Annotated in this window: 27 protein-coding genes; 16 read left to right on the top strand and 11 right to left on the bottom strand. The window is 68.0% G+C overall.

Translation table 11 applies throughout. The features are described 5' to 3' along the window. Position 1 precedes the first annotated feature (1 nt). Together dapF and dapD are read left to right on the top strand one after the other, a co-directional pair. Positions 2–856, top strand: a complete 855-nt coding sequence (gene dapF / locus ACT01A_RS01690) for a diaminopimelate epimerase (RefSeq protein WP_445150509.1) — start codon at positions 2–4, stop codon at positions 854–856. Between the two features lie 16 nt (positions 857–872). Beyond that, a complete protein-coding gene (gene dapD, locus ACT01A_RS01685) occupies positions 873–1,880 on the top strand; it encodes a 2,3,4,5-tetrahydropyridine-2,6-dicarboxylate N-succinyltransferase (protein ID WP_445150508.1) in 1,008 nt (335 codons plus the stop codon). 22 nt (positions 1,881–1,902) lie between these two features. Here the strand turns inward: dapD and ACT01A_RS01680 are convergent, their stop codons facing one another. Beyond that, the gene (locus ACT01A_RS01680) at positions 1,903–3,033 is read right to left on the bottom strand and encodes a pyridoxal phosphate-dependent aminotransferase (protein ID WP_445150507.1); all 1,131 of its coding nucleotides are present in this window, start codon (positions 3,031–3,033) and stop codon (positions 1,903–1,905) included. After that, the gene (dapE, locus tag ACT01A_RS01675; RefSeq protein WP_445150506.1) at positions 3,024–4,094 is read right to left on the bottom strand and encodes a succinyl-diaminopimelate desuccinylase; all 1,071 of its coding nucleotides are present in this window, start codon (positions 4,092–4,094) and stop codon (positions 3,024–3,026) included. The genes ACT01A_RS01680 and dapE overlap by 10 nt, the downstream gene beginning before the upstream one ends. Positions 4,095–4,137: 43 nt before the next feature. Between dapE and ACT01A_RS01670 the strand changes: the two genes are divergently transcribed. Further along, a complete protein-coding gene (locus tag ACT01A_RS01670) occupies positions 4,138–4,974 on the top strand; it encodes a DUF429 domain-containing protein (protein ID WP_445150505.1) in 837 nt (278 codons plus the stop codon). On the opposite strand, the gene ACT01A_RS01665 is transcribed toward ACT01A_RS01670, so the two are convergent. Beyond that, on the bottom strand, positions 4,940–5,341 hold the full coding sequence (locus ACT01A_RS01665) for a TOBE domain-containing protein (protein ID WP_445150504.1): 402 nt from the start codon (positions 5,339–5,341) through the stop codon (positions 4,940–4,942). The genes ACT01A_RS01670 and ACT01A_RS01665 overlap by 35 nt on opposite strands. Before the next feature lie 186 nt (positions 5,342–5,527). Between ACT01A_RS01665 and hflX the strand changes: the two genes are divergently transcribed. The 4 genes from hflX (at position 5,528) to ACT01A_RS01645 (ending at position 9,884) form a co-directional block, all read left to right on the top strand. Then, on the top strand, positions 5,528–6,835 hold the full coding sequence (gene hflX, locus ACT01A_RS01660) for a GTPase HflX (RefSeq protein ID WP_445150503.1): 1,308 nt from the start codon (positions 5,528–5,530) through the stop codon (positions 6,833–6,835). A gap of 11 nt (positions 6,836–6,846) precedes the next feature. Then, complete coding sequence (locus ACT01A_RS01655) at positions 6,847–8,310, top strand: thymidylate synthase (RefSeq protein ID WP_445150502.1); 1,464 nt, start codon at positions 6,847–6,849, stop codon at positions 8,308–8,310. Continuing rightward, positions 8,307–8,924: a hypothetical protein gene (locus tag ACT01A_RS01650; protein ID WP_445150501.1), complete on the top strand. Its 618-nt coding sequence runs from the start codon at positions 8,307–8,309 to the stop codon at positions 8,922–8,924. The genes ACT01A_RS01655 and ACT01A_RS01650 overlap by 4 nt, the downstream gene beginning before the upstream one ends. Before the next feature lie 567 nt (positions 8,925–9,491). Continuing rightward, on the top strand, positions 9,492–9,884 hold the full coding sequence (locus ACT01A_RS01645; protein ID WP_445150500.1) for a hypothetical protein: 393 nt from the start codon (positions 9,492–9,494) through the stop codon (positions 9,882–9,884). Here ACT01A_RS01645 and ACT01A_RS01640 read toward each other — a convergent pair. Continuing rightward, positions 9,881–10,126: a hypothetical protein gene (locus ACT01A_RS01640; protein WP_445150499.1), complete on the bottom strand. Its 246-nt coding sequence runs from the start codon at positions 10,124–10,126 to the stop codon at positions 9,881–9,883. The genes ACT01A_RS01645 and ACT01A_RS01640 overlap by 4 nt on opposite strands. A 198-nt stretch (positions 10,127–10,324) precedes the next feature. Beyond that, positions 10,325–10,594: a hypothetical protein gene (locus ACT01A_RS01635; RefSeq protein ID WP_445150498.1), complete on the bottom strand. Its 270-nt coding sequence runs from the start codon at positions 10,592–10,594 to the stop codon at positions 10,325–10,327. Between the two features lie 623 nt (positions 10,595–11,217). On the opposite strand from ACT01A_RS01635, the gene ACT01A_RS01630 reads away from it, so the two are divergent. Beyond that, entirely contained in the window at positions 11,218–11,952 is a 735-nt protein-coding gene (locus ACT01A_RS01630; RefSeq protein WP_445150497.1) for a hypothetical protein, read from the top strand. Between the two features lie 112 nt (positions 11,953–12,064). Here ACT01A_RS01630 and ACT01A_RS01625 read toward each other — a convergent pair whose 3' ends face one another. Further along, positions 12,065–12,874, bottom strand: a complete 810-nt coding sequence (locus ACT01A_RS01625) for a DUF5677 domain-containing protein (protein WP_445150496.1) — start codon at positions 12,872–12,874, stop codon at positions 12,065–12,067. 190 nt (positions 12,875–13,064) lie between these two features. Between ACT01A_RS01625 and ACT01A_RS01620 the strand changes: the two genes are divergently transcribed. After that, complete coding sequence (locus ACT01A_RS01620; protein ID WP_445150495.1) at positions 13,065–13,682, top strand: hypothetical protein; 618 nt, start codon at positions 13,065–13,067, stop codon at positions 13,680–13,682. Between the two features lie 126 nt (positions 13,683–13,808). After that, positions 13,809–14,537: a DUF5131 family protein gene (locus ACT01A_RS01615; protein ID WP_445150494.1), complete on the top strand. Its 729-nt coding sequence runs from the start codon at positions 13,809–13,811 to the stop codon at positions 14,535–14,537. On the opposite strand, the gene tcmP is transcribed toward ACT01A_RS01615, so the two are convergent. Next, positions 14,538–15,623: a three-Cys-motif partner protein TcmP gene (gene tcmP, locus ACT01A_RS01610; protein ID WP_445150493.1), complete on the bottom strand. Its 1,086-nt coding sequence runs from the start codon at positions 15,621–15,623 to the stop codon at positions 14,538–14,540. 234 nt (positions 15,624–15,857) lie between these two features. Between tcmP and ACT01A_RS01605 the strand changes: the two genes are divergently transcribed. The 5 genes from ACT01A_RS01605 (at position 15,858) to ACT01A_RS01585 (ending at position 20,450) form a co-directional block, all read left to right on the top strand. Then, the gene (locus ACT01A_RS01605; RefSeq protein WP_445150492.1) at positions 15,858–16,130 is read left to right on the top strand and encodes a hypothetical protein; all 273 of its coding nucleotides are present in this window, start codon (positions 15,858–15,860) and stop codon (positions 16,128–16,130) included. Positions 16,131–16,135: 5 nt separating this feature from the next. Beyond that, positions 16,136–16,807: a hypothetical protein gene (locus ACT01A_RS01600; protein ID WP_445150491.1), complete on the top strand. Its 672-nt coding sequence runs from the start codon at positions 16,136–16,138 to the stop codon at positions 16,805–16,807. A gap of 38 nt (positions 16,808–16,845) precedes the next feature. Continuing rightward, positions 16,846–18,279, top strand: a complete 1,434-nt coding sequence (locus ACT01A_RS01595; protein ID WP_445150490.1) for a hypothetical protein — start codon at positions 16,846–16,848, stop codon at positions 18,277–18,279. Between the two features lie 240 nt (positions 18,280–18,519). Then, complete coding sequence (locus ACT01A_RS01590) at positions 18,520–19,155, top strand: hypothetical protein (RefSeq protein WP_445150489.1); 636 nt, start codon at positions 18,520–18,522, stop codon at positions 19,153–19,155. A 122-nt stretch (positions 19,156–19,277) separates the two neighbouring features. Beyond that, on the top strand, positions 19,278–20,450 hold the full coding sequence (locus ACT01A_RS01585) for a hypothetical protein (RefSeq protein WP_445150488.1): 1,173 nt from the start codon (positions 19,278–19,280) through the stop codon (positions 20,448–20,450). 71 nt (positions 20,451–20,521) lie between these two features. Here ACT01A_RS01585 and ACT01A_RS01580 read toward each other — a convergent pair whose 3' ends face one another. Next, positions 20,522–20,938, bottom strand: coding sequence for a VOC family protein (locus ACT01A_RS01580; protein ID WP_445150487.1), 417 nt, complete (start codon positions 20,936–20,938; stop codon positions 20,522–20,524). Positions 20,939–21,108: 170 nt separating this feature from the next. Between ACT01A_RS01580 and ACT01A_RS01575 the strand changes: the two genes are divergently transcribed. Further along, positions 21,109–21,807 carry a DUF4097 family beta strand repeat-containing protein gene (locus tag ACT01A_RS01575; protein WP_445150486.1) on the top strand — a complete coding sequence of 233 codons (699 nt, stop codon included), beginning with the start codon at positions 21,109–21,111 and terminating at the stop codon, positions 21,805–21,807. A gap of 30 nt (positions 21,808–21,837) precedes the next feature. Here the strand turns inward: ACT01A_RS01575 and ACT01A_RS01570 are convergent, their stop codons facing one another. Genes ACT01A_RS01570 through ACT01A_RS01560 form a run of 3 tightly spaced genes read right to left on the bottom strand, consistent with a single transcriptional unit; the run spans position 21,838 to position 25,054 of the window. Continuing rightward, positions 21,838–23,547, bottom strand: coding sequence for a glycine betaine ABC transporter substrate-binding protein (locus ACT01A_RS01570; RefSeq protein ID WP_445150485.1), 1,710 nt, complete (start codon positions 23,545–23,547; stop codon positions 21,838–21,840). Beyond that, complete coding sequence (locus ACT01A_RS01565; protein WP_445150484.1) at positions 23,544–24,260, bottom strand: ABC transporter permease; 717 nt, start codon at positions 24,258–24,260, stop codon at positions 23,544–23,546. The genes ACT01A_RS01570 and ACT01A_RS01565 overlap by 4 nt, the downstream gene beginning before the upstream one ends. Beyond that, entirely contained in the window at positions 24,257–25,054 is a 798-nt protein-coding gene (locus ACT01A_RS01560) for an ABC transporter ATP-binding protein (protein WP_445150483.1), read from the bottom strand. Before ACT01A_RS01560 ends, ACT01A_RS01565 begins: the two co-directional genes overlap by 4 nt. Positions 25,055–25,180: the final 126 nt, after the last annotated feature.

The following is a 25,180-nucleotide window of genomic DNA, read 5'->3' as shown; positions in this document are numbered from 1 at the left end:
GATGCGCTTTGAGAAGTGGCAGGCCCTCGGCAACGACTACATCATCATCGAGCGGGACGCACTTCCGTTCGTTCTCACGCCCGCCCGCGTCCAACGCATCTGCGACCCTCACCTGGGGATCGGGGGCGACGGCATCCTGCACCTCGAGCCGGCCGACGAGCCCGGCTTTGTCGCCCGGCTGCGCATCTACAACCCCGACGGCTCCGAGGCCGAGCTGTCGGGCAACGGCGCGCGCGAGGCCGTCATGTACCTCAAGTCGGCCGGCTGGACCGACCAGCGCCAGTTCTCGATCCAGACCGCCGCCGGCGAGATCCGCCCGACGATCCACGACGAGCGCACCTGCACGCTGGACATGGGCCGCGCCCGCCTGGCGTCCGGCGACTACCCGGGCGGCGCGGACGACGGGCTCGGGGAGATCGAGACCGCGGACGGCCGCACGTGGCGCTTCCAGCACGTGCAGGTCGGCAACCCGCAGTGCGCGATCCACGTGCCCGATGCGGACGAGTTGGAGGAGTTGCGGTTGGCCGAGGTGGGACCAGGGATCGAGCATCACCCCGCCTTTCCCAACCGCACCAACGTGTCGTTCTTCCGCGCGCTGGCGCCGGACCGCATCCGCGCCCGGATCTTCGAGCGCGGCGTGGGGGAGACGAGCGCCTCCGGGACCGGCGCGTCCGGCGCCGCCATCGCCCACGTGTTGCGCGGCGGCGACTCGCCGGTCACGGTCGTCTTGGACGGCGGCGAGCTCACGGTCGACGTCGACGAGTCCTTGCTCTTCACGCTCACCGGTTGGGCCGTCCCGGTCTACGCCGGCGAGGCGAGCCCAGCGTTCCTAGCCGACCTCGAAGCGCTCGCGTGACCTATCGTCCAGCCCGATGACGCAGACGACCAAGATCTCCGGCCCGGCGTGGGCCGTCGGCCTGGCCACGACGACCGTCCCCGGCGGCAAGGTCCTCGACACCTATTACTTGGAGCCGCACCTCGGCCTCGACGGCGTCCCGCAGAACGCCCCCGAGAACGGCACCCGCCCGCTGAAGGGCGCGGCCGAGGCGACCGACCTCGGCGGCGGCGCCTTCACCGGCGCGGTCGGGCCGGACGAGCTGCGCGGCGTCACCACCGTCCCGGTGCTCACCGTCATCGGCGACCTTGCCGCGCCCCCGCAGGACACGCACGACGCCTACCTGCGCCTGCACCTGCTCTCCCACCGGCTCGTCGCGCCCAACACCATCAACCTGGACGGGATCTTCGGCGTCCTGCCCAACGTCGCCTGGACCAACCGCGGCCCCGTCGACCCCGCCGACCTGCCCGGCGTCCGCCTCCGTGCGCGCGCGCTGGACCGCGTCCTGCACGTCACGTCGGTGGACAAGTTCCCGCAGATGACCGACTACGTGGCGCCGTCCGGCGTCCGGATCGCCGACGCCCGTCGCGTCCGCCTCGGCGCGCACCTCGCCGACGGCACGACGGTCATGCACGAAGGCTTCGTGAACTACAACGCCGGCACGCTCGGCCACTCGATGGTCGAGGGCCGCATCAGCCAGGGCGTCGTCGTCGGCGACGGCAGCGACGTGGGCGGCGGCGCCTCGATCATGGGCACGCTGAGCGGCGGCGGCAAGGACATCATCTCGATCGGCAGCGGGTGCCTGCTCGGCGCCAACGCCGGCCTCGGGATCTCGCTCGGCGACGGCTGCGTGGTCGAGGCCGGCCTCTACGTCACCGGCGGCACGGTCGTTACGACGCCCGACGGCGAGACCGTGAAGGCCCGTGAGCTGAGCGGCTCCGACGACCTGCTGTTCCGCCGCAACTCCACGACCGGCGCCGTCGAGGTCCTGCCGCGCACCGGCACGTGGGGCGGCCTCAACGCCGCCCTGCACAGCAACGCCTAGCCCCAGCGTTGCTCGGCGACGCCTAGGGCTTGAGGCGGCGCGCCGCGGCCGCGCAGGCCTCGGGCGTCGGGACGAGCGCGAAGCGGACGTGGCCGGCACCACCCGGGCCGAAGAACGAACCCGGCGAGCAGACGATGCCGTGCTCCAGGAGGCGCACGGCGCAGGCCTCCTCGTCCTCGCCGTCCGGCGTCTGGCACCACAGGAAGAACGTGCCGTCGCCGCCGGCGTTGGCGAAGCCCGCGTCCTGGAGCGCCGGCCAGAGGAGATCGCGCTTCTCTCGATAGCGGGCGCGGACCTCGTCGACGTGGGCCTCGTCGTCCCAGGCGGCGACCGACGCGAGCTGGACGAACTCCTGCGGCGCGACGCCGACGTTGGGGCGGTACTTCTTCAGCGCGGCGATCAGGCGCGGGTCGCCGGCGATGAAGCCGCTGCGGTAGCCCGGCATCGAGGAGCGCTTGGAGAGCGTGTTCAACACCACCACGTTGGTGATGTCGCTCAACTGCAGCCCGCTGACCGGCGCGTCGCCGGCGAGCCAGATCTCGCTGTAGGCCTCGTCGCAGGCCAGGACGAAGTCGTGTTCACGCGCCAGCGCCGCGGCCTGCTCCAACAGCTCCAGCGGCGCGACCGCGCCCGTCGGGTTGTTGGGGAAGTTGAGCCAGAGCAGGCCGAGGCGGGAGAGGGTCGAGGCCGGGATCGCGCCGAGGCCCGGCAGCCAGCCGCCAGCCGCGTCCAGCGGCAGCTCAACGACCTCGCGGCCCGAGAACAGCGCCCCGCGCGCGCCGACGGGATAGCCCGGCGTCGTCACCGCGACCGCCTCGCCGCCGACCAGCTCGGCCATGTGGAACACGGCCTCCTTGGAGCCCAGCGTGGGGACGACCTGGGTCGCGGGGTCCAGCGACGCGCCGAAGCGGCGTGCGACCCAGCGCGCGATCGCCTCGCGCAGCACCGGCAGCCCGTCCGCCTTCGGGTACGTCGATACCTCCGGCAACGCCTCGCGCAGCGCGGTGCGGATGAACGCCGGGGTCTCCTCGCGCGGCTCGCCGATCCCGAAGTCGATCAACTCGATCCCGCGCGCGACCGCCGCGGCCTTCGCCTCGTCCAGGCGCACGAACGGATAGGTGCCGAGCGCCTCCAGGACCGGGTTCAGCCGCACAGGAAGCGCTCCAGCACGGTGTAGGACTCGACCAGGTTGGCGACCGCGACCTGCTCGTCGCGCCGGTGCGCGAACCGCGGCTCGCCCGGTCCGAAGTTCACCGCGTCGACGCCCACGCCCGCCAGCTCGGCGACCGGCGTCCACGCCTGCTTGGGCTCGACGCTCATCCCGCCCGCCGCCACGAGCTTCGACACAAGGGCATTGCCTTCCGCGGGGACCGCGCCCGACGGCGCGTTGCCGTCGATCACCAGCTCGCCGTGCGGCTCGCACAGCGCGCGCAGCTTCGCCTCGGCGTCCTCGGCAGACGTCCCTGGCGCGTAGCGCATGTTGATCTCAACGACGCACTCGTCCGGGACCACGTTGCGCGCGATGCCGCCGCGGACCGTCACGGCACTGATCACCTCGCGGAAGGTGAGCCCCGCGAAGACGTGGTCGACCGGCTCCAGCTCGGCGAGCGCGCTGATGCCCCGGCCCGCGCGGTGGATCGCGTTGTCGGCCAGCCACGGCCGCGCGCTGTGGCCGGCGACGCCGCGGAACGTCCACGTCGCGTTGATGTTCCCGACGCACCCGGCGTGGATCGCATTGGTCGTCGGCTCCATCACGATCGCCAAGTCGGCGGTGCGCAGGCCGGGCTCGCGCTCGAGCAACGGGGTGAGCGCGGAGTCCCCGAACGGCAGCTCCTCGCGGCCGAAGAAGACGAAGCCGACGTCGACCGACGCGTCGGCGAGCCACGGCGCGCGCGCCAGCTCGACCATCACCCCGACGCCCGCCTTCATGTCCGCGCTGCCCAGCCCGTGCACGACCGCGCCGTCGTCGCTCAACCGCCCCGGGAAGTTCCCCTGCGCGGGCACGGTGTCGAGGTGGCCGGCGAAGAGCACCAGGGGCCGATCCGCAGAGCGCTCCGTCACGCCGGCCAAGACACACGTGTCGCCCGCGTCGCGCGCGCCCGGGACCGCGTCCAAGACGTAGGTCACCGCCGCGTCCTCCGAGCGCGACTCGGACGGCACGTCGACCAGCTCCAGGACGCGTTGGGCGAGGCGTTCGGCGAGGTCCGGTGACATGGAGCCGCCACGCTATCGCCCGCCACGACTAGCCTGCTGCGCCGTGAGGTATTGCGGCATAGATGTCTCCGCCAAGCCCGGCAACCAGCAGCTCGTCACGCTCCACGAGCGCCGCGGCCCCGACGGCCCCGAGCTGGTCGCCACGTTCTACGTGCCCGGGACCGTCGCCGACGTCGCCCAGACCGTCCGCTCGTTCGGCCGCGAGGCGGTCGTCGCGATCGACGCACCGTCCGGCCCACGGCTCGATCTGCTCGCCGCCGGCGCGCCGCTGCGCGCCACCCTCGGCCTCCCCGAAGGCCGCTACGAAACGATGCGCGTCTGCGACGCGATCCTCTACCGCCGTCGCCTGCCGCTCTACCCGGTCCCGGCCGCCGACCAGGCGCTGACGCGCTGGCAGGGCTGGATGCAGCACGGCTTCGACCTCTTCGCCCAGCTCGACGAGCTGGACCTGTTTCGCCCGGACGCCGCCCTCACGGCCAACACCACCACCTACGAGGGACCGGTCGGTGACGGCGCGCTGCGGCTCGGCCGCGTCGCAGAGACCTACCCCGACGCGGTCTTCTGCGCGCTGCTCGGCCACCGGCCGCCAGCCAAGCGCACACCTCATGGCCTTCAACAACGGATCGCCGCGCTCCGGCTCAAAGGCGTCGTGGACGACGACGGAGGCCTTTGGCAGCGCACGCTCGATGAGCTGGACGCGACCGCTGCCGCCTATGCCGCCTACACGCTCGCGTCAGGACACGGCGGGTGGGTGGGGGACCCGCGCGAGGGCGTGATCGTCCTGCCGGTCCCCTACCTCGAAGAGCGCTACGTCAAGCCGCCCGCGCCGCGCCGCGCAACGCTGCTCAGCGCTTCTCCACGACCACCGTCGTCGACTTGATCAGCGCGACGGCCTGATCCCCGGGCTTGATCCCGAGGTCGTCGGCCGCCTCGCGCGACATCAGCGACACGATCCGGTACGGCCCGCAGGCCATGTCGATCTGCGCCATCACCCCGTCGCGCCGTACGCCGAGCACGATCCCCTGCAAGCGATTGCGCGCGCTGGATCGCCCCTCACGAGCGCGTTCGCGCAGCAAGTTGGCGAGGTTGTCGGCACGCAGATACCGCTGCTGCCCGCGGCGCTCGAAAGCGATCCGCCCGTCCCGTTCCCAACGCCGCAGGGTGTCGACGCTGACGCCCAATGCTGCGGCTGCCGCGCCAATGCGGATCCAATCCTCTGGTCGTCCGGTCACTTCCGACACCGACATCCAGGACCTCCCTCCTAGGTCCCATGACGCTACTCCTGAGCTGCCCAGGAAACCTGCATCATCCGTCCAGTGAACTGCCCAGAAGTGACTAGCTATAACGACGGTAGGGTCGGCCGGAAATTAGTGCGTTATCCGCAACAGGAACGCGCCCGCTCCGCATCTTTACCACCTAGACTCAGATAACACATGGAACGCAGTCGCAACGGACGCACGACGCCGACGCGCAACGGCGCGCCGGCCGCCGGCACAACCGGGCGCGCCAAGCAGCGCGCCTACCTGATCGCCGCCCTCGAGACCGGGGATGACCTCTCCGAGTTGCGCGAGCTGCTGCGCACCGCGGGCGTCGCCGTCGTCGGCCAGGCCGTCCAGCACCGCGAGAAGCCGCACCCCAACACCTATCTCGGCCCGGGCAAGCTGCTCGAGGTCAAGGACGCGGCCAAGGCCGCTGATGCGAACGTGGTCGTCTGCGACGATGAGCTATCCCCGCGCCAGGAGCGCAACCTGGAGAAAGAGCTGGGGATCAGCGTGGTCGACCGGACCGCGACCATCTTGGACATCTTCGCCGCGCACGCCAACACGGCCGAAGGCAAGCTGCAGGTCGAGCTCGCGCAGTTGGAGTACAACCTGGCCCGCATGCGCGGCCTGTGGACGCACCTCGAGCGCCTCGGCGGCGTGTCGAGCGGCGGCTTCGCGACGCGTGGTCCAGGCGAGTCGCAGATCGAGACCGACCGCCGCCTGGCGCGCGACCGGATCGCGGCGCTGCGCCGCCGGCTGGAGCACGTGAAGTCCACGCGCGCCGTTCAGCGGGCCGAGCGCGAGCGCGCGCACCTGCCGCAGATCGCGCTCGCCGGCTACACGAACGCGGGCAAGTCCACGTTGTTGAACGCGATGACCGGCGCCGAGGTCGGGGTCCGCAACCGGTTGTTCCACACCTTGGATCCGACGACGCGCCAGCTGTCGATCGACGGCCGCCCGTACCTGCTGACCGACACGGTCGGGTTCATCCGCAAGCTGCCCCACCAGCTGGTCGATGCCTTCGGCGCGACGTTGGAGGAGACGACCCGCGCGGACCTCATCCTGCACGTGCTGGACGCGTCCGCCGAGGAAGAGGACCGCCTCGGCATGCTGCGCTCGGTCGAGGACACGCTGGAGGAGATCGGCGCCGGCGAGCGGCCCCGGCTGTTGGTGCTCAACAAGGTCGACCAGCTCGACGACGAGCAGCGCACCGGCCTGCGTCACCGCCACCCGGACGCGATCCAGGTCAGCGCGATCACCCAGACGGGCTTCGATGACCTCCAAAGCGCGATCGAGCAGGCCTTCGCGCGCTCGTTGCAGTCCGTCGAGCTGCTGCTGCCCTACTCCGAGGGCGGCCGGCTGGCCGAGCTGCACGACGTCGCCGGGGACCTGCACCGCGAGGACACCGCCGAGGGCGTCCACGTCGTCGCGCGCCTGCCCGCCGCCGTGGCGGAGCGGTACGCGCGGTTCAGCGTCTAGGCTCGCGCGGGGTGAGGTTCGAGGCGCTCCACTTCGCCGACCGGTTGCGCGTCGTCAACCCGGAGGGCGACGTCGGGCTGGTGACGCTGTGGTCGCCGTGGGAGGCGGTGGAGCGCAAGCTCCGCGAGGTAGATGAGGCGATCCTGGATCCGGCGCGCAGTCGCGTGGCCGCGATCGGCTCGCTCTACGGCGACGGCATGTACGCCATGCTCTGCAACCTGTTGCACAACCCGCAGGTGTCGCACTTGATCGCGCTGGGGACGCAGGCGGGGCCGTCGACCACGGACGACCTGGAGCTCTTCTTCGCCCGCGGCGTCGAGGAGGACGAGCTGCTCGGGCGTCGGGTGCGGCGCGTGCCCGGGACCGGCCGCGTGTTCCCGCACGACGACACGTTCGACGTCGACCGGCTGCGAGCGGGCGTGGGCTTCCATCACCTCGGGCGGCTCTCGGACCCTGCCTTGCCGGACGGACTGCGCTCGCTGCTCGCCGACCTGCCGCACGCCGACCCATCGACCTTGCCGCCGCGGATCTCCGTCGCGTTGGAGCGCGACGACGACACCCGGCGGCAGCAGCCGAGCGACGTCCTCGGCCACACCGTGGCGCGGCGCCGCCCGCTGGACGTCTGGGAGGAGCTGGTCGTCCGCACGCTGCGCTTTGGACGGACCGTCTCCGTCGGCGACGGTGAGCGGATCGAGCTGCTCAACGTCAAGGCGATCGTGCGCGAGCCGGTCGCCGACGAGCCGAGCGCGCTCGCCGCCTTCGGGATTCGCGAGGAGGACCTGCGCGCCTACGCCGAGCGGATCCTCGACGGCGCACCGCCCGACGGTGTCGCCTACACCTACGGGCACCGCCTGCGCACGCACACGGGCGACACGCTCGCCGAGGTGATCGGGCTGCTGCGCCGCGAGCCCGCGTCACGCCGCGCCTACGTCGCGTTGTGGGACAACACGATCGACCTGCACGCCGAGGACGGCGCCGCGACGCCGTGCCTGACGACGGTCTGGTTCCGGATCGCCGACGACCGGCTCACCCTGACCGCGACCTACCGCGCGCACAACCTGCTGACCGCGTGGCTGCTCAACGTGTACGGGTTGATGGCGGTGCAGCGCCGCGTGGCCGACGCGCTCGGCCTGACCGCCGGACCGCTGACCGTGATCAGCCACGCGCTCGGGATCAACCCGGCGAGCAGTCGCTTCGCGCTGGCGCGCGACGTCGAATCCCGGTGGATGCGGGATGACGACGTCGACCGCGCCGCGGGCAAGTCCTCCATGCGCGAGGATCCGAACGGCTACTTCGTGGTCTCGAGCGACGGCTCCGACCTGATCGCCGAGCACCGCTACGAGGGACTCCTGGTGAAGACCTACCGCGCACAACGGGCCGACACGATCATGCACGAGGTCGCCGCCGACCAGGCCGTGAGCCTGATCTCACACGCGCTCTGGCTGGGCGGCGAGCTGCGGCGGCACGAGGCGTGAACGTCACCGCCGTCGAGCCCTTCTCCGCGGACGAGCTGCTCGACCGCCTGCGCGCGGTCCGGCTGCGCGGCTTCCCAGACGTCCGGCCCTACGCCGATGCGCAGCTCGAGCTGCGCTCCGTCGATCCCGACGCCCTCGCGCCGCCCCAGCGCTACGTCCTGGCCGAAGGGGTGCAGACGATGCGCGACCTCCGTGTCGCACTCGCGCCGCACGGCCTCGACCCGCTCGCGCTCTCCGGCGGCGCCTTCATCACCGTCGACGGCGACCGCATCCCGGTCATCCCGCCGATCGTCGAGGAGTCCCACGAGCCCGACGGGCGCGTGACCGACGTCATCGCCGACGGCCTGCACCGCGTCTACGCGGCCCGCACCCTCGGCCTCCCGATCACGGTGATCCTCGCCCGGAACCTCCCACGCGAGTACCCCTACTACGCGCTCGCGCTCCCCGACGGCTGGTCCGGCGTCACCGAGCTCACCGAGCTGCCCGACGGCTTCCAGAAGAAGACCTACCGGAACCCCGACAACTACAAGTCGCTGTTTCGCCAGTACAACGAGCTCTTCCCGGGCGTGCAGGAGCAGCGCAAGCGCTCCAACCCGACGCACCTGAGGGCCTAGCGCACCACGCGGGTACCGCGGCCACGCGGTCCCAAGCCGAAGGTCGCGGGTTCGCCCCCGGCGCCCGCTTCCGAAAGTCCCTGGAGTTGCTGGACTTTCGGTTTGGTCGCGCCCTCTGGAGGAGTAGTTCATGTCCCAGATATGTCCCAAGGAGCGCGCGCGATGCATGGATTCCGCGAGGTCGAAGACGGCGAGCTTCCTCGCCAGCTGGCTAGCAAGAGAGCTAGCACCGTGCCGGACCACAACGCCACTCGCGCCCTACCTCCCATGACCGCAGCTGTCAGCGTTGCCCTCGCCGAGCCGCTCCTCACGGCCGACGACGTCGCCGAGCTGCTCTCGATCCCGCGATCGAGCGTCTGCGAGTAACACCCGGCGCCAGCACACCCGCTGCCGTCTATCCCCGTCGGCCGGCACCGTCGCTTCCACCGCAGCGCCCTCGCGGCGTGGCTGACGGCTTGCCAGTCCGCCGGACGTGGCGGTACTCTCAACCCCTAGAGCAACATCCTTAACAAAATCGCCCCCGCGCCGCTGTCACGGCCGGGGGCATGGCCCAGGAGCGTGAACTCCATGAGCACCCAGCAGCGTATTAGCGCCTGCGTGGTTTCCGTCGACCCGTCCACGGCCGACGTCCTCCGCCACCAGACCCTCGTGGTCCTGGAGGCCAACCACTACTACTTCGAGGAGATCCTCGAATTCGGCCCCGAGGCCCAGCACGCGCTCTCGGTCATCTACCGCGACGCCTTCGCCGTCCTGGACGCGATCGGCTGGCGCCGCCCCGAAGAACCGGTGACCGTCGACGTCCCGTTCACCGCCGGCTTCATCGAGCAGCTCCACCGTCGGCGCTACGACCTCGGCCACACCAACATCGACCGCGTGTCGCAGGAGAGCTGGGATCAGGCGGTCGTCGACCGCGACCGCGACGCCGCCATCACCCTCGATCGCCTCCTCGCGTCGGTCTAGACGAAGGACGTGCGGGCGGCCTCCACGGCCGCCTGCACCTTCGCCCGGCCCGTGTCATCAAGCCGCAGCCACGGCCGCACGCGAACCTCCGTGACGCGCGCGTACCCAATCATCTTGGTCAGCTTCGCCGCCAAGCGCGGGTCAGCCGTGAGGTAGGTCACGAGCGCGAAGTCGCTGTAGGCGTAGGCGTCGATGATCCGCTGTAGGCGATCGTCCGTCTTCTGCGTGAACTCGATCTCCAAGGCCGACACCTTCCCGCCGCGCTTCAAGAGGAGATCTGGCCACCGCGTCTGCTGTCCCCGCGGCGCCCCGTCGAGTCGCACGCTGAACCTCGGCGCCTCACCCCGCCGCTGCCGCTCGCCGTCCAGCATCCGCGCTTCCCGCTCCGTGAGCACCCGCGCGCCGGCGTACCTCGGGTTCGCCTCGACGTACGCGCACAGCTACCCGATCGCCAGCTCGTGCGCCTGGTGCAGCTCCGCCCTCGGCGCCCGCCTCGGCCGATGCCCGATCGCCTTCGCACCCGCCGGCGTCAACGACACGATCCACGGCTCCACCACCGACCGCCGCTCCAGCCGCACCAACCCACCGGCCTCCAACCGCTTCAGCCGCACCCGCACGTTCTGCATCGCGACGCCGAACCGCATCGCCAGCAGCTCCACGTTCGTGTACCGGAACCGATCGATCCACTCCACGAACTCCCGGTCCCGCACGGCCTCCCGCGACCCACGCCGCGCCCTCCACACCAACTCCCCAGGCTCCATGACCACCAAGGCGCAACTCCCGCCACCTTCCGGCACCCGAAGATCCCACCGGGCTGCCGCCCGGCAACCCCACCAACTACCTCAGCCTCGGACGGGCTTGACCACCCGCTCTCGCCATCGCTACGAAGTACATGGTGTGAGCGGGTGGTCAAGCACGCCCGAGGCGCCCCAACCCACCAACCCCATGCCGGGCGGCAGCCCAATCCATGTCACGGAGACACGAGTCCCGACACGGGGCCGAGGCACGGCGCCAGCGGTCGCGGCACCAGCCGCTCTTCCTCCCCTCGGTGCCCTCTCCAGCGCGTCGCACCACCATCGCGCGCGAACTGGGCGCCACTCGGGATCGTTCGGGGTTCTGCTCTCGCCGAGAAGCGATAGCCGGTCGCGGAGACGACGACCATTGACTCAGCTCGGCCACTTTGCGTTGGACCGCCGGCCGGGTTGCCTGCCCATGCCTACAGTGTCCTGGTGGCGCTTCTCCATCCCGGGTATCGGGCTTTCGAAAGTGGCGGGTCGAAACGAACGACGCCGGTGTCGCGATAGGACTTGGGTTGCGGCTTGGCGACGCTCACTTGAGCGCCCTCCCGCCGATCCTTCGTCGCGAGCGGCTGCCCGAACTGGTCGACGTGGCTGACGCCGTCCGGTTGAACTTGCCGGGCAACGACGTCATTCAGAAGCTGCGGGACGCAGAGAGCGTTCACGCTGCGATGGCGATCCCGTTTCACGTCGCTGTGTTTAACGAGTACTTGGTCATGGCACTTGAGCTGCTTCAACGCGACGGGCAAGCGGAGACGCGAAAAGAGCCGAGCCGGTTGATGCTCGGTCAGTTGCGAGAGGCCTTGGAAGGTGCCGACATCACGGCTTCAAGCGACTACGAAGCCGTAATGAACTTCGTTCAAAAGCTTCGCAATTCGATCGTCCATGACGGCGCCATCGTGAGGCAGGGCATCACGATGAAATGGGGCGAGCTTTCAGACGCCCAGAGGGCCATCTGGACGGATGCCGCGGGGCGTACGCCAGTGATGGAGCTGGGCAAGCGATTTCCGTTAGGACCGGAAGAGGTCCGAGCGACGCTCGCTGTCACGACCTTCCTTGTGCGGGAACTCAACGAGGAGCTAGGGCGCCGAATCTCGAGGCCCACATGGGCCGCCATCGCGGTGGAGGACTGGCGCACAGAAGCACCCGATAAATGGAGCGACTGGGAGCGACGTCCCCGGAACGCTCATGGCTGGGCCAGGCACTATTACGCGTCGCTCTCGCTGACAGAAGAAGAAATCGCCGCAGCTCTCCGCGGTCAGGCGCAGTAAGGCTTCTCATATCGCTTGGCTCACGCCGGGTTGAACACAGAACTCCGTGATCGTGTGCGCCGTGTGGCACTGGCTGCGCTCGCTGACCTGACGGCGCGCAAGACGCCGAGACTCAGTCCGGCGGACGCGTGCTGATTAGCTCTAGAAGTGCGAAGTAGGCTGCGTCGAGCTGGGCGCGGCTCTCGGTCTCGGGCTCGTCGAGCACGGTCGAGAGTAGATGTGCAAATGACCAGCCGCACAGCAGCGCCGCCGACCGTACGTATCGCGACGACGGTCCTACGTGGAAGTTGATGCCCTTGTTCGCTCGGGCGGCCTCCAAGTCAAGCTGACTGTAGACAGACAGGACCGAGCCGTGCACGAAGTCGCTAGCTAAGCCTTCGCCGAGGTCAGAGAACATCGCGAGCAGCTCGCGGTCTACCCCCTCGCCGAACATGTGCGCGACGTCGTTGATCCGGCGTCTTAGTCCCATTTTGGTCCACGATCCATGCCGGTAGCCCTTGACGAGCGTTTGCGCCCGGGCGGCCTCTTCATCTGTCATAGCCGGCTGGGACAGTTGATCGGTGATCAGGTCCGCGACATACGCGCGATACGGCTCAATTCGGTCCTGCGTCAACTGCTTCGTGACGAGCGCGGCATCATCGAAGCGGGTGACCGCTTTGTCGGGATGAGCCGTCACCCAGTGGGCGTCGATCATGTCCTCAAACAGGGAGCGCCCAAGGATGAGCGCCTGCTCACCATGGCCAGCCCGGCACAATAGATTTGCGCCCGTCGCTGTCTTCGCGCCGCGGTGCATCAACGCTACGACTATGAGTGCTGCGGGCAGCTTCTCAGTCCGAACGCGCAAGGTCTCTGGCGTCAGGGCAACGATGGTTTCGCAGACGGCGATGAGCTTCTCGTCGTCGGGACTGAACTCGACGGACACGCCGCGAAGGTTGAAGCATCGCGACGAGGCGTGAGCAAGTTGCGGCGATCATGGTCAGGCCCGAGGCTGGTCAGGAGTCGTTGAAGAGTCCCAAGACGTCGAACCCGCGATCCGCCGACTGTCGCTCCGTCTAACGGCCGCTGGCACACTGGCTCCACGACCGACGACAAAGCAAAGCCGGAGAAGCGAAGTGACGGATGATCTCGGACCGTTCGAGGACGTGCCCCTGTCGGACTTCGAGCTAGGACCAGACGACAGTCTTTTCGCGCTCGGGCCAGACTGGCAGCGCCACGCCCTGCAGCTGAGCACGACGACCTGGGGGATGCCCTACGCGATGAGCTTTCAGACCGCGGGCAATGCCCTAGTGGCGCGGGCACTAGAGCGACGCCAGCAGGACTTCGTCGCGTTCCCGGTTCTTTACTGCTACCGCCACGCTATCGAGCTTGCCCTGAAGGACATCATCTATCTAGGGCAGCGCGAACGGGGAGGACCGCCGGAGGTGATCCACACCCACAGGCTCGACGAGCTGTGGAAGCGCGCTTCGGTCGTCGTGGAGTCAGCGTTTGAGGACACGGATCCAGTACATGAGCACGTCGCTCGCCTCGTGGCGGAGCTTGCCACTGTGGATCCTGAGTCAGAGATCTTCCGGTACGACCGAGATCGTCAGGGGCGCTCGCGCGAGGTGCCGGAAGCCTTCATGCGAGTGGACCTGAGCCATATCAGGACGATGGTGGGCAAGGTCATTGCCTATCTGGACGCAAGCCACACAGCTATCTCAGCGATGATCGATGCAATGCCGGACTACTAGTTCGTCTGCAAGGGCAGAGGAACGATGAGTGCGACGACGTATTCGTGCTAGAGCCCTATGGGCAGGGACGTCCGGTCGTGGTGCGAACATATGTTCGCAATCGAGGATCTACTGAAGGGGTGCGCCGTGGCTGACAACAGCGCCATTGAATGGACCGAAGCGACCTGGAACCCGGTTACGGGCTGCAGCAAAGTTTCACCGGGATGTGCACATTGCTACGCGGAAACGTTCGCCGAGCGCTGGCGCGGAATTCCCGGCCATCCCTACGAGCAAGGTTTCGACCTTCGCATCTGGCCGCAACGGCTCGACGTGCCTCTTCGTTGGAAGCGTCCTCGGATGATCTTCGTGAACTCGATGAGCGATCTGTTCCATGAGGACATTCCCGTTGAGTTCGTCCATGCGGTGTTCGACGTGATGCGCCGAGCGGACTGGCACACCTTCCAGATCCTCACCAAGCGACACGATCGTCTCGCCGAGCTGGCATCGGAGCTTGACTGGCCCCCGAACGTCTGGATGGGCGTGACGATCGAGAATCGGCGCTTCGTCCACCGCGCGGATTGTCTTCGCCGTGTGCCAGCGGCGGTCCGGTTCATCAGCGCCGAGCCACTGCTCGGTCCGTTGGAGGGGCTCGACTTGAGCGGGATCGACTGGCTAATCGCCGGTGGCGAGTCCGGTCCGCGCCATCGTCCGGTCAAGGTGGAGTGGTTGCGTGACCTCCGTGACCGCTGCGACGACGAAGATGTGGCTTTCTTCTTCAAGCAGTGGGGCGGGGCACGACCGAAGAGCGGGGGTAGAACCCTTGACGGACAGGAGTACGACGGCTTCCCGCGTACCGGCGCGCTGGCGACGGCCTAGCTAGGCCACCATCTTGCAATCGGTGGTCTTGGGGTTGAAGCCTCGTCGATGAGGCTTGCCGTCTGCCCGCCTGACCGCGACGAGCTGCTTCGTGTCGTCGCGCAGATGCTTGAGAACAGCCGTCAGCCGCTTCTTGTCGAATGGCGGAACCTCATCAACAACGTATTGCCAGGCGTCATCGAAATCGAAGGTCGTGCCGTTCGGGAAACGTTCGCGCAGTCGCGCCGCAAGCTCGGGCTTCCATAGTTCTAGACCCGGGTCGGAAGGCTCGCGTGGGTCGAATTGGCGGCCGTTGGCGGGATCGACGTGCCACATGGCGTCGCGCATCGCTTCAACGGCTCTACGGTGCTTCGTCGCGAAGAACAAGCAGTAGCGATTCGCCCCCGGGTTGCCTGGTCGCATCATGAACCGCTCCACGTAGAACCGGGGAGCGCCCGGTCCGCCCTCTTTCAGGCGCGCTTCGTACAGGTCCATCAAACCGAGCGTCCGCTCGGCCGGCGTCTTGCCGACAAGCACCCGCCAGCGCTCGTCCCCAAAGATTGCGGTAAGGGTCCGTTGCATGTTGGGGTTCTCGAGGAACCGCGCTCCGAACATCCCGACGGGCAGGTAGACCAGCGCCTCGCTTCGTGAGCGGACCGTCATCTCGACAGCCATGTCCGGATCCTCGACGCCGCCGAACGGGTCCAGAAACGCGAAGACGGCCGTGGACTTGCCGAGGGTCGCGATCCGCGACTTGATGGTCTCGTAGTGCTCGGAGTAGTCGCCTAGGAACGTCTCAATCTTGATCTTGTCGCTGCGGAACCCTTCGATCTGGCGTTCCAGTTCTTCATGCCGCTTAGGGCTCTGCTCGACGAAGAAACAATGCAGCACGGTGTCCGGCTGGCGCTGGGCATTCAAGTAGGTCTTGAGCATTACGACGGGCGAGCCAGGCTGGCCACCGGAGTAGATGCCTGGCCCGGCAAAGCCGTCAACGAACACCAAGTTGTCCGTCTTGCCGTGGCCGTGCTGAAAGATCGGCACCCAGCGACTTAGGTATCTGCCGAGTAAGACGTGCTTCTTCTCGGTGTGATCATCGAGGTCCCACACGACCCCTAAGTTTTTGGCCATCGTTGTGCATCTTGGCGCATCGGCCGGGCAGAATCGCACAGCGCTCGCTCACGAGCTGCCCAGTTGAGCGCGATCGGAGCTCTCCCACAGCGCTCGTCTTGTGTCGTCCCAAAAAGCATGCTTCGGAGTCTCCTCGTCCGTTGGCATAGGGTCGCGAGATGCGGTGGGGCATGTAGACCGGTGCCGTCCGGGTGAGACGGCAAGGTCGAACCGATGAATATCCGACTCGATCTCCGCGGCACCCCGGATCAGGTCCGGAAGGCGCTCGCGACGGTTGCCAAGCAGCTAGGTCCTGACGGTCAGGTGATGGCCGAAATCACCGAGCAGGGCGAAGACGTCATCCATCGCTCGGTGACGGTCGCCGTCTTCTCGGCGAGCATCGAAGCTGATGCGCTGACGCGGATCCAGCCTGCCGCGCGGGCTGCCGATTCCGACCTGAGGGTCATCGTCGGCGGGGATTCCGTCATGCAGATGGTCATCCCGTAGTTCACATGGCGGACCGCGTGACATTCCGGATGGGCGACGTGTTCCCGGCCGACGACGACATCGCCGTTTGGGTCATGAACCTGTCCATCGCACTTGGCGATCTGCGGATTGTCGCTGATTACGCGGTGCGAGACGAGCAACCCGATTACGAACGAATCTACTTCGTGCGCCTCTTTGCGTCCCACCTTCGCGAGGTAGCGAAGCTGTTGGCCCGGGACTTCGACGATCGACAGGACGTGCGGGATTTCGTCGCCAAGCTCCCGCAGGCTGGGCGTGACGCCCGTGACGAAGCTGCACGTATGTTGAACGATAACTTCACGCTTCGTCCGAGGATCGTCGTCTGGAGAGACATGGCACGCGTCCGAAACGACACGTTCCATTATGCCAGCGACAAGCCGTCGCGGAAACGTCTGCGGGCAGCGATCGAGGAAGTGGCGGACATGGAGGGCGTCTACTTCGTCAACGACGACGGCACGATGCGAGCCGACTATGCCGACCTGGTGACGGCCAACCGCATGCACCCGTTTGAGGAGCAAGAACCCGAACTGCCGGTGACGCGGGAACTCCACGACCGCATCATTGCTCTAAACGAGCAGGTCGCCACGTTCATCGCACACGCCGAATCGCAATGGCTGTTCAGCCGTTCGCAGGGCGTCGTGACCGTGACGTCGGACTAGGCGGGAGTCGCGTCGCGTCCGGTCGATACGGTTCGGCGGTGAGCGATGCTGCGGCGAGTTCCCAGGATGACGGGCTGAGTGAACTGCACGAAGCGTTCGGCAGCCTCGCACGAATCCCTCAAGAGCGTTGGACGCCTCCAGGTATCCGCGGCGTGGGCCGGGTCGGTCTGGCCACCATCGAAAGCATCCGCGCTGAGCTTTCTGGCCTGGAGGAGCCGGGAGTCCGGTTGTCCGTTGGGGCGTCCGCCACGGTAGACGGCTTGCGTGAGCTGCTTTCTGCGGCGCCGTTCCCCGACTCGAAGGGATTCTCTGAAGAACGAGTCACTGAGTTCAGCCGAGAGGCCCAGGGCGGACTGACCTCGGTCGTCCACGAGGTGGCCGATCTAGCGCGCGACCTGTCACGCCAGGCAGACGACGGTGTGCCTGAGCTTGCCCGCTTTGCGGCATTGATGGAGAGTCTCTGGAAGGACGCGTCGTTTGGGATGTCATGGGAGCTAGCGCGCGACCAAGCAGCGGAAGCCCTGTCCCGTGCGCAAGGCTTGCCATACGACGAGGGGCGCGAAATCGCGCGCATCTTGGTCAACTACTTGGACGTTATGGAGGCGATCGACTTCTATAAGTTGAACCGCTTCACGGCGATGTACTACCCCGACCTTATGGGTGGCTTCTGGGACCAGACCAAGAGTCTCTGGAGCCGTGGAGATCCCAGTGCTGTGCGGGCGATGCTCACAGCGGCTACGCGTCTCCGAAGTGGCGTGGGGGATGCGATTGGCGAGTGGCGGGACGAGGCGGTGCTCGCGGCGGGTAACCCTGAGCGAGCCGCCGATGCTCGCGCCATGGCACAGCAGGCCTACGGGAACCTAGGAACGCTCGGCGAGCAACTGGCCCTCGCCCAACTCAGAGCAGAGCTTGGACAGACGCGAGCCGAGGCGGAGGAGACACTCGACCGGGCACGGGAAAGCGCGGGAGTGGAGAGTGTGGGCCAGCTCATCGCCGGGTTTGGGGAGTTCAGCAAACGTGAGACCCAGACGGCCGACATGCTCCGACGGAGCACAATTGGCCTGTCCCTCTTGACGGTCGCGGCGGCTGTTGTAGTGGCGTTTGCTTTCGAGGTCGACACAGCGGCAGAGCTGGCGAAGCTCGCTTGGACGTTGCCATTGGCGGGACTCGCGGCCTATTGCGGTCGAGAGTCGGCGCGCCACCGTAGTTCCGCAGACTGGGCAAAGGTTCTTGATGTGCAACTCAAGGCCATCGACAATTTTTGCGCGTCGCTCGGCGCCAACCCGCAGATGAGCTTGGGCCTCCGTGTGGCGTTTGGTCACCACGTGTTTCTATCGACGCTGCCCGATCACCGTGGCGATGGCGAAGTCCGCGGCAGCAATGACCTTGTCCGCGCGGTACAACAGGTCGCGGAACTCACGGGCGCGGTCGACGGACCGCAGCGTAAGACGTCCAGTGCGGTGGCGAAGTAGAGGCGCGGTCCGTGTCCCCAACGATGTCCCCAACCCGGCAAAAGTGACCCCTGGCGCCCACGCCAGCCTTCGCAGGCCGACGTGATGTCTCCCAGAGGTCGGCGTGACAGGCGATGGAGCTATTGCGCAGCTTCAAACGGACATGGCGTATAGAGTCCGCTATAGCTCTTGGTGACGATCGCTCATGAGACATAGGTTCTCGCCGCTCAGGAAACTCTGATCGACAAGGACTGGAACGCGATGCGCAAATTCATGTTATTGGCGACGACCCTTGCAGCGGCCGTCGTGCCTGGCACGGCGATGGCCGAGACGTACACGCTGGACGGCCAGCCCGCGGAGCGCGCGGCGGCCATCGCCGCGAGCGCGGGAGATGGGAAGGGTGGCTGTGCAGCGAACGCTTCTCCCGACGGGGTTATCGCGTGTTTCAGCACGCCGCGCTTGGCTCAGGCCGCGGTGGCAGACGCGCTGAAGGCTGCGACGCTTCCGCCCGGCTTCGCCGTGATGCCGGATGAGAAGTCCAAGGCTCAGTTGCTGCAGTCCCTGGCGCCTGCTGCGACCGCGCAGTCGGCGGGCCGTCCGAAGGCGCACAAGGCCGACAACTGCAACGCGACGCCGACGTTCGTCTGGACCGACGCGAACAGGAACGGCATCCAGGGCTGGTTCTACGCGACCGGCTACGGCAACTGGGTCAACCACAGCTCGGACTTCAACAACAGCATCAGCTCGTACTGGAACGGCGTCAACGGGACGGCGCGCTGGCACGATCTCGCCAATGGCGGCGGCGACTACTACGGGTTGTCATACCAGTGCCGCGAGGTGTGGGATCTGAGCAACGGCGGATGGAACGATCGGTTCACGTCATACGCCGCGTGGTAACTCGGGTCTTCTTCGGCGTGGTCGCTGCCGCTATTGCTGCGGCGGCGACCATGGCCGTTCTTGCGGTCGGGTCACCCTCAAACCGGGCAACGGCGGTGCGGGAGGCGTCTGCTCAAGAGTGGGTGCCGGTCACCGACCTGCCCATCGGGCGACGGGACCTTGATGGCGCGACGATCACCGGCGTCGGTCGGACGCTCTACGTCTCCGCAGTCACCCGTTCCGCGCAAGCAAAGGACGCCAGCCGACTGCTGACCTTCATCCGTCGCGGAGATCGATGGCAGACCGTTCCGGCCTTGACCGTGGATCGAGGGTCGGGGTTTCAAGCTGCGGGCTTCGGCGGCACGCTCTGCGTGGGGTACACCGCGCACGGCGAGCCAGAGTTCGCCTGCCTCCGCGATCGTCGGTGGCAACGCGGGCCCGGCCTGCCTTCGCGGTCCAGCGCCGACAATCGCTTCGCATTGTCTCGGCTCGTCGCTTCCCGCGGTGGCTTGTTGGCCGTTCTGGAGGAGCAGCGCGATCGCCACCTCACAGAAGGCGGCGTCGGAATCGCCGGCCGACTCGTGCCTTCTCTGTTCAGGCTCGAAGGGGGGCGGTGGCGACCTGTGACGTCGCGCCAGGTGGACGGTGCTACCGCAGGCAACACGCGGGCAAATCCCATAGCGCTAGATGGACGCTCGTGCATGGCCTACACCGCGCTGCCGCAGATCGCGCCGGGCGCGACGGCGACCTCGCCGACGGTGAAGGTTCGGTGCGCAGGCGGGGAAGGCTGGAGCGACCTGGGCGCCGCACTCACCAGCCCGCAGGTCGACCCGAACAAGCTGTTCATCGAACTCGACGACGCGATCGCCGACGGCGCTTCGGTATTCGCCGGGGTCCTGGCGCACGGCGAGACCGACAGCGACTGGCACGTGATGCGGCTCCACGACGGGACGTGGACGTCCACGCCGCTGGCCGGCACCGACCCGCTCGCGCTCGAGCAGGGCACGCTCTACTCGACGTCCGAGGGGCCGGTCGCCATCCGATTCGCGCAGCCTCGTGGGAAGTCCGGCGTCCAAGGTGAGCTCACCGCTTGGAGGCTGACGGACGACGGATCCACGGCGTCGATGATCGGTCGCCCGCTGTTCCCTCGCCGCTCGATCAAGGCGCCCATCTACTACGGCATCGCCCAAGCCGACCGCACGACCTTTGCGATGGTGACCCGTCCCATCTTCACGCGAGGAAAGAGCGACATTCGCGTCTATGAGCTCCGGAAGGACTCGGCCGACACGGGGTCCGAAAGACACGGCAGCAGGTGACCGCACCGGCTCTCGCTCAACCGGTGACGTAGCCGTCCAGCGAGACGGCCATCGTGAGGACGACGCGCGCGTCAGCCCGCGGCGGGGTTCATCCACATGACCTGCCAGCCGTGGCCGTCGAGGTCGAAGAAGCTGCGGGTGTACATGAAGCCGTGGTCCTCGGGCCCGTCGGCCTCGGTGGCGCCCGCGGCCAGCGCGGCCTCGGCCACCGCGTCGACGTCGTCGCGCTCGGACACGCTGAAGCAGAAGAGCGCCAGCGCGTGCGTGGTCGGGTCGCCCACGGGACGGTGCGAGAGCTCCGCGAACATGTCGCGGCCTCCCAGCATGACGGAGGCGTGCTCGCCGACCTTCATGCAGGCGGCGGTCTCGCCCGAGAACGCGGGATCGAAGTCGAAGCCCAGCTGGGCGAAGAACGCCTTGCTGCGCTCGACGTCGGCCACGGGCAGGGTCACGAACAGGGCGCGGTCGGTCTGCGTTGAGATCGTCATGTCGTGCAGGACCGGGCCCGCGCCGCAAACTCATCGGTCATCGTGCGCATCGTCCCCAGAACCATCGCATTTCCAGGCCATCCCCTAACCGGGGGATCCCTGCAGTGGGGATGCGAGAAGGGGTGGTGGCCGTACCACGAACCCCGTTCGGCGGCTCTAGCGTTGCCCGTGTGTCGACCGTGCGGATCGTCATCCTGGCTGCGCTGGGCCTGCTCGTGCTGAGCGGGGCCGCGTTCGGGCTGTCCGAAGCGCTGCATCGCACCGCGGAGGCGCGCTCGATCATCACCAGCCCCGTCCACAAGATCGTGGTCAAGGGCGACACCGGCGACATCACGGTCCGGGCCGGCCTCACGGGCGACGTGATCATGCAGCGCAAGGACGCGTGGACGGTGGACCGCCCGTCGATCAGCGAGCGCTTCGCCAACGGCGTCCTGACGATCAAGACCACGTGCGGCGGCCTCACGCAGGTGCTGCGCTGCCGCAGCGACCTGATGATCGATGCCCCGCCGGAGGTCGACGTCGACATCGCCGTCCAGCAGGGCGACATCGACCTGCGCGGCCTCAGCGGGCGCACGATGGTCAGCACCGACAAGGGCGACATCCGCACCCGGCGCCTAGAGCCGGTCGTCGTCCGCGCGACCAGCCAGGGCGGGGACGTCTCGCTCGACCTGTTCGGCGAGCCGGCGCGCACCGAGGCCGAGAGCGACGGCGGCGACGTCCACGTCACCGTCCCGTACGGGCCCTACCGCGTCGACGCAACCGCCGACGCCGGCAACGTCAAGGTCGAGGGCGTGATCCGCGACGACCTCGCGCCGCAGCGCATCGCCGCCCTGAGCAAGGTCGGCGACATCACGGTCCGAGCCCGCTAGGGCCCGAACCGCGATGCGGCGCCGCGCGAGCTACTGGACGTAGCCCGCTTCCTTCAGGTACTCGCCCGCGACCGTGGAGGCCTTCTCCTTGTCGAGGTCGACGCGGGAGTTGAGCTCCTGCATGACCGGGGTCGTGAGGCCTGCCGTGACCGCGTCCACCGTCTTGGTGAAGTCGACACCGGCCGCGTCGACGGCCGTGGTCTTGGCCAGCAGCGTCGAGTTGTAGGGAGGGAACAGCTGCATGTCGTCCTGGAGCAGGACCAGGTTGTCGGCCTTGATCTGGCCGTCGGTCGTGAAGACCTCGCCGACGTCGGTCTGGCCGTTCTTGATGACCTCGTGACGCTTGGCGATGTCGATCGACACGAACTTCTTGAACTTCAAGCCGTAGGTCTTCTCGAGGCCGAGCAGGCAGTCCTCGCGCTGCTGGCACTCCGGCGGGCCGGAGACGCGCAGCTTCTCGGACTTGCCCTTCAGGTCGCTGAGCTTGGTGATGTTGCCGAGCTCAGCCGCCTTCTCCTGCGTGACGGCGAAGCCGTTGGAGTTCGTGAACGGCGACTGCTTCAGCGCGGTGATCCCGTCCTTGGCCAGGCAGTCCTTGCCCTGGGTGTAGACCTCGTCGGGGTCGTGGCTGACGTCGGCGTCCTTGACCTTGCAGAAGCTCGTGATGACCGTGCCCGTGTACTCGGGGTAGGCATCCACGCGGCCCGACTTGACCGCCTTCAGCGCGATCTGCTCGGAGCCGAGGTTGAGCTGCTTCTTGACCTTGTAGCCGGCCGCCTGCAGCGCCTGCGCGTAGATCTCACCGAGGATGATGTTCTCGGTGAAGTTCTTGGAGCCGATCGTGATCGTCGGCTTGCTGCCGTTCTCGGGGTTGGACTGGATGACCTTCGAGTCGGCGGCCTTGGTGGTCGTGGTGGAGGCCGCGGCCCCGGAGCTGTTCGTGCTCCCGGAGTCGCTGCTGTCGTCGTCGCCGCACGCGGCCAGCCCGAGGGTCAGGCCGATCGCGAGCAGGGCGAGAACGCTGCGGGATCGCATGCGTCGGTTCCTCCTACTGGGGGTGGTGGGATCTTGGGAGAGCTTGAGTCCGCGGGGCGTGACGGCGCGCTGGAGCGCAGCGAACGTCAGCTCCGCGGCGATGGCCAGCAGCGCGATCAGGATCGCGGTGCCGAGCCGGCCGGCGTCGCCGTGGACGTTGGCGTTGACGATCGGCACGCCGAGCGTGTCGACGCCGACGAACGGGCCGAGCGTCGCGGTCGCCAGGACGTTGACGACCGAGGTGCGAATGCCGCCGAAGATCAGCGGCAACGCCAGCGGAAGTTGGACCTTGAGCGCGAGCTGGCGCTCGGTGAGCCCCATGCCGCGGGCGGCGTCGACGATGTCAGGCTCGACCTGGCGGATGCCGACGTAGGTGTTGGTGAAGATCGGCGGGATCGCCAGCAGCACCATCGCGAACACGAGGTTGCCGGTGTTCAGGCCCAGGTAGGTGGACGCGAACACGAGCACCGCGAAGGAGGGGACCGCGCGGCCGATGTTGGCGACGGTCGTCGCCGCGAGCTGGCCCTTGCCGCGATGGCCGAGCCAGAGGCCCAACGGGAGCGACAGCGCGATCGCGATCAGGATCGCCTCGAAGGTGACCTTCAGGTGGGTCCACAGCAGCGGCCAGAGGTGGCTGCCGCCGACCTCCAGACCGCCGCCCAGCGACTCGCGCGAGTGCAGCAGGTAGTCGATCGCGTCCTTCACGTCGCGACCCTCGCGCGTTGCCAGGGGACCAGCACGCGCTGCGTGCCGAGCAGGATCAGGTCCAGGACGAAGGCCAGCAGCACGCACAGCAGGCCGGCGACCAACACGTTGGACTTGAACGCGATGTCGGTGAGGATCTGCTGGCCGAGACCACCGGCGCCCGCGTAGAAGGCCAGCGCGGCGAGGCCGACGTTGGTGGTCGTGGCGACGCGCAGGCCCGCGAAGATCTCCGGCAGCGCGAGTGGCAGCTCGACCTTCCACAGCAGCTGCCGGTCGGTGAGGCCCATGCCGCGCGCGGCGTCCTTAGCCTCGGCGGGGACGTTGTCCAGGCCGGCCATGATGTTGCGGAAGAGGATCAGCAGCGTGTAGGCGGTGAGCGGGATCAACGCGGTGAAGAACCCGAAGCCGGTCAGCGGGATCAGGATCGCGAACAGCGCCAGCGAGGGGATCGTGTAGAGGATCCCGGTGACGCCGACGATCGGGCCGTTCAGCCAGCGGCGGCGGTGGGCGAGGAGCGCGAGGGCGAAGGCGATCGCGAAGCCGATCACCACGGAGGACAGCGTCAGCTCGACGTGGCGCCACAGCGGCGACAGGTAGTCGTCGAGGTGGTGGGAGATCCAGTCCGGGCAGATCCCGTTCTGCTGGACGCAGGAGAGGTTGTCGCTGTCGCGCTCGCGGATCTGGACCTGGGCGAGGACGGCGACGACGTTCATGTTCGCTCCCCGCGGACCTGCGTGAGCCACTCCAGCCGCGCGATCATGCGGTCGGCGCCGACGAACTGCTCGACGAACTCGTCGGCGGGGTCGCGCACCAGCTCCTCGGCGGTGGCGAACTGGGCGAGCTCGCCACCGGGGCGCAGGACCGCGATGTGGTCGCCGAGCTTCAGCGCCTCGTCGATGTCGTGCGTGACGAAGATGACGGTCTTGCCGAGCTCGGTCTGGAGGCGACGGAACTCCTCCTGCAGACGGCCGCGGGTGATCGGGTCGATCGCGCCGAACGGCTCGTCCATGAGCAGCAGCGGCGGGTCGGCCGCGAGCGCGCGGGCGACGCCGACGCGCTGGCGCTGGCCGCCGGAGAGCTGCGCCGGGTAGCGCTTGGCCAGCTCCGGCTCCAGGCCGATGAGCTCGAGCAGCTCGGTCGTGCGCGCCTTGACGCGCTTGTCGTCCCAGCCGATGAGCTTCGGGACCGTGGCGATGTTCTCGGCGACGGTCTGGTGCGGGAAGAGGCCGATCTGCTGGATCGCGTAGCCGATGCCGCGGCGCAGCTCAGCCGGCGAGCGGTCCTTGACCGAGACGCCGTCGACGCGCACGTCGCCATCGGTCAGCTCGATCATCCGGTTGACGAGCCGCATCGCCGTGGTCTTGCCGGAGCCCGACGGCCCGATGAAGATCGTCAGCTTGCCCGCCGGAATGGTGAGCGAGAGGTCGCGGATCGCGTAGTCCTCGCTTCCGGCGTACTGCTTGGCGGCGCGATCGAACTCGACCGTGGCGGCGGCGTTTCCCGACATCACTTGTGCACCACCCTAGTGAAGAATGCGTAACGGTAGGGGCACGGCCCCTCGGATTGGGCGGAGTTCAACGGGGTCATCAGAGAAGAGACGAAGCCGCGGCCGGGCGGAATCCTCGATCCTAGT

The organism is Baekduia sp. Peel2402 (assembly GCF_052567285.1).
Note: the sequence above shows the minus strand (reverse complement) of the source record. Positions and strands in the feature narration are given on the sequence as shown.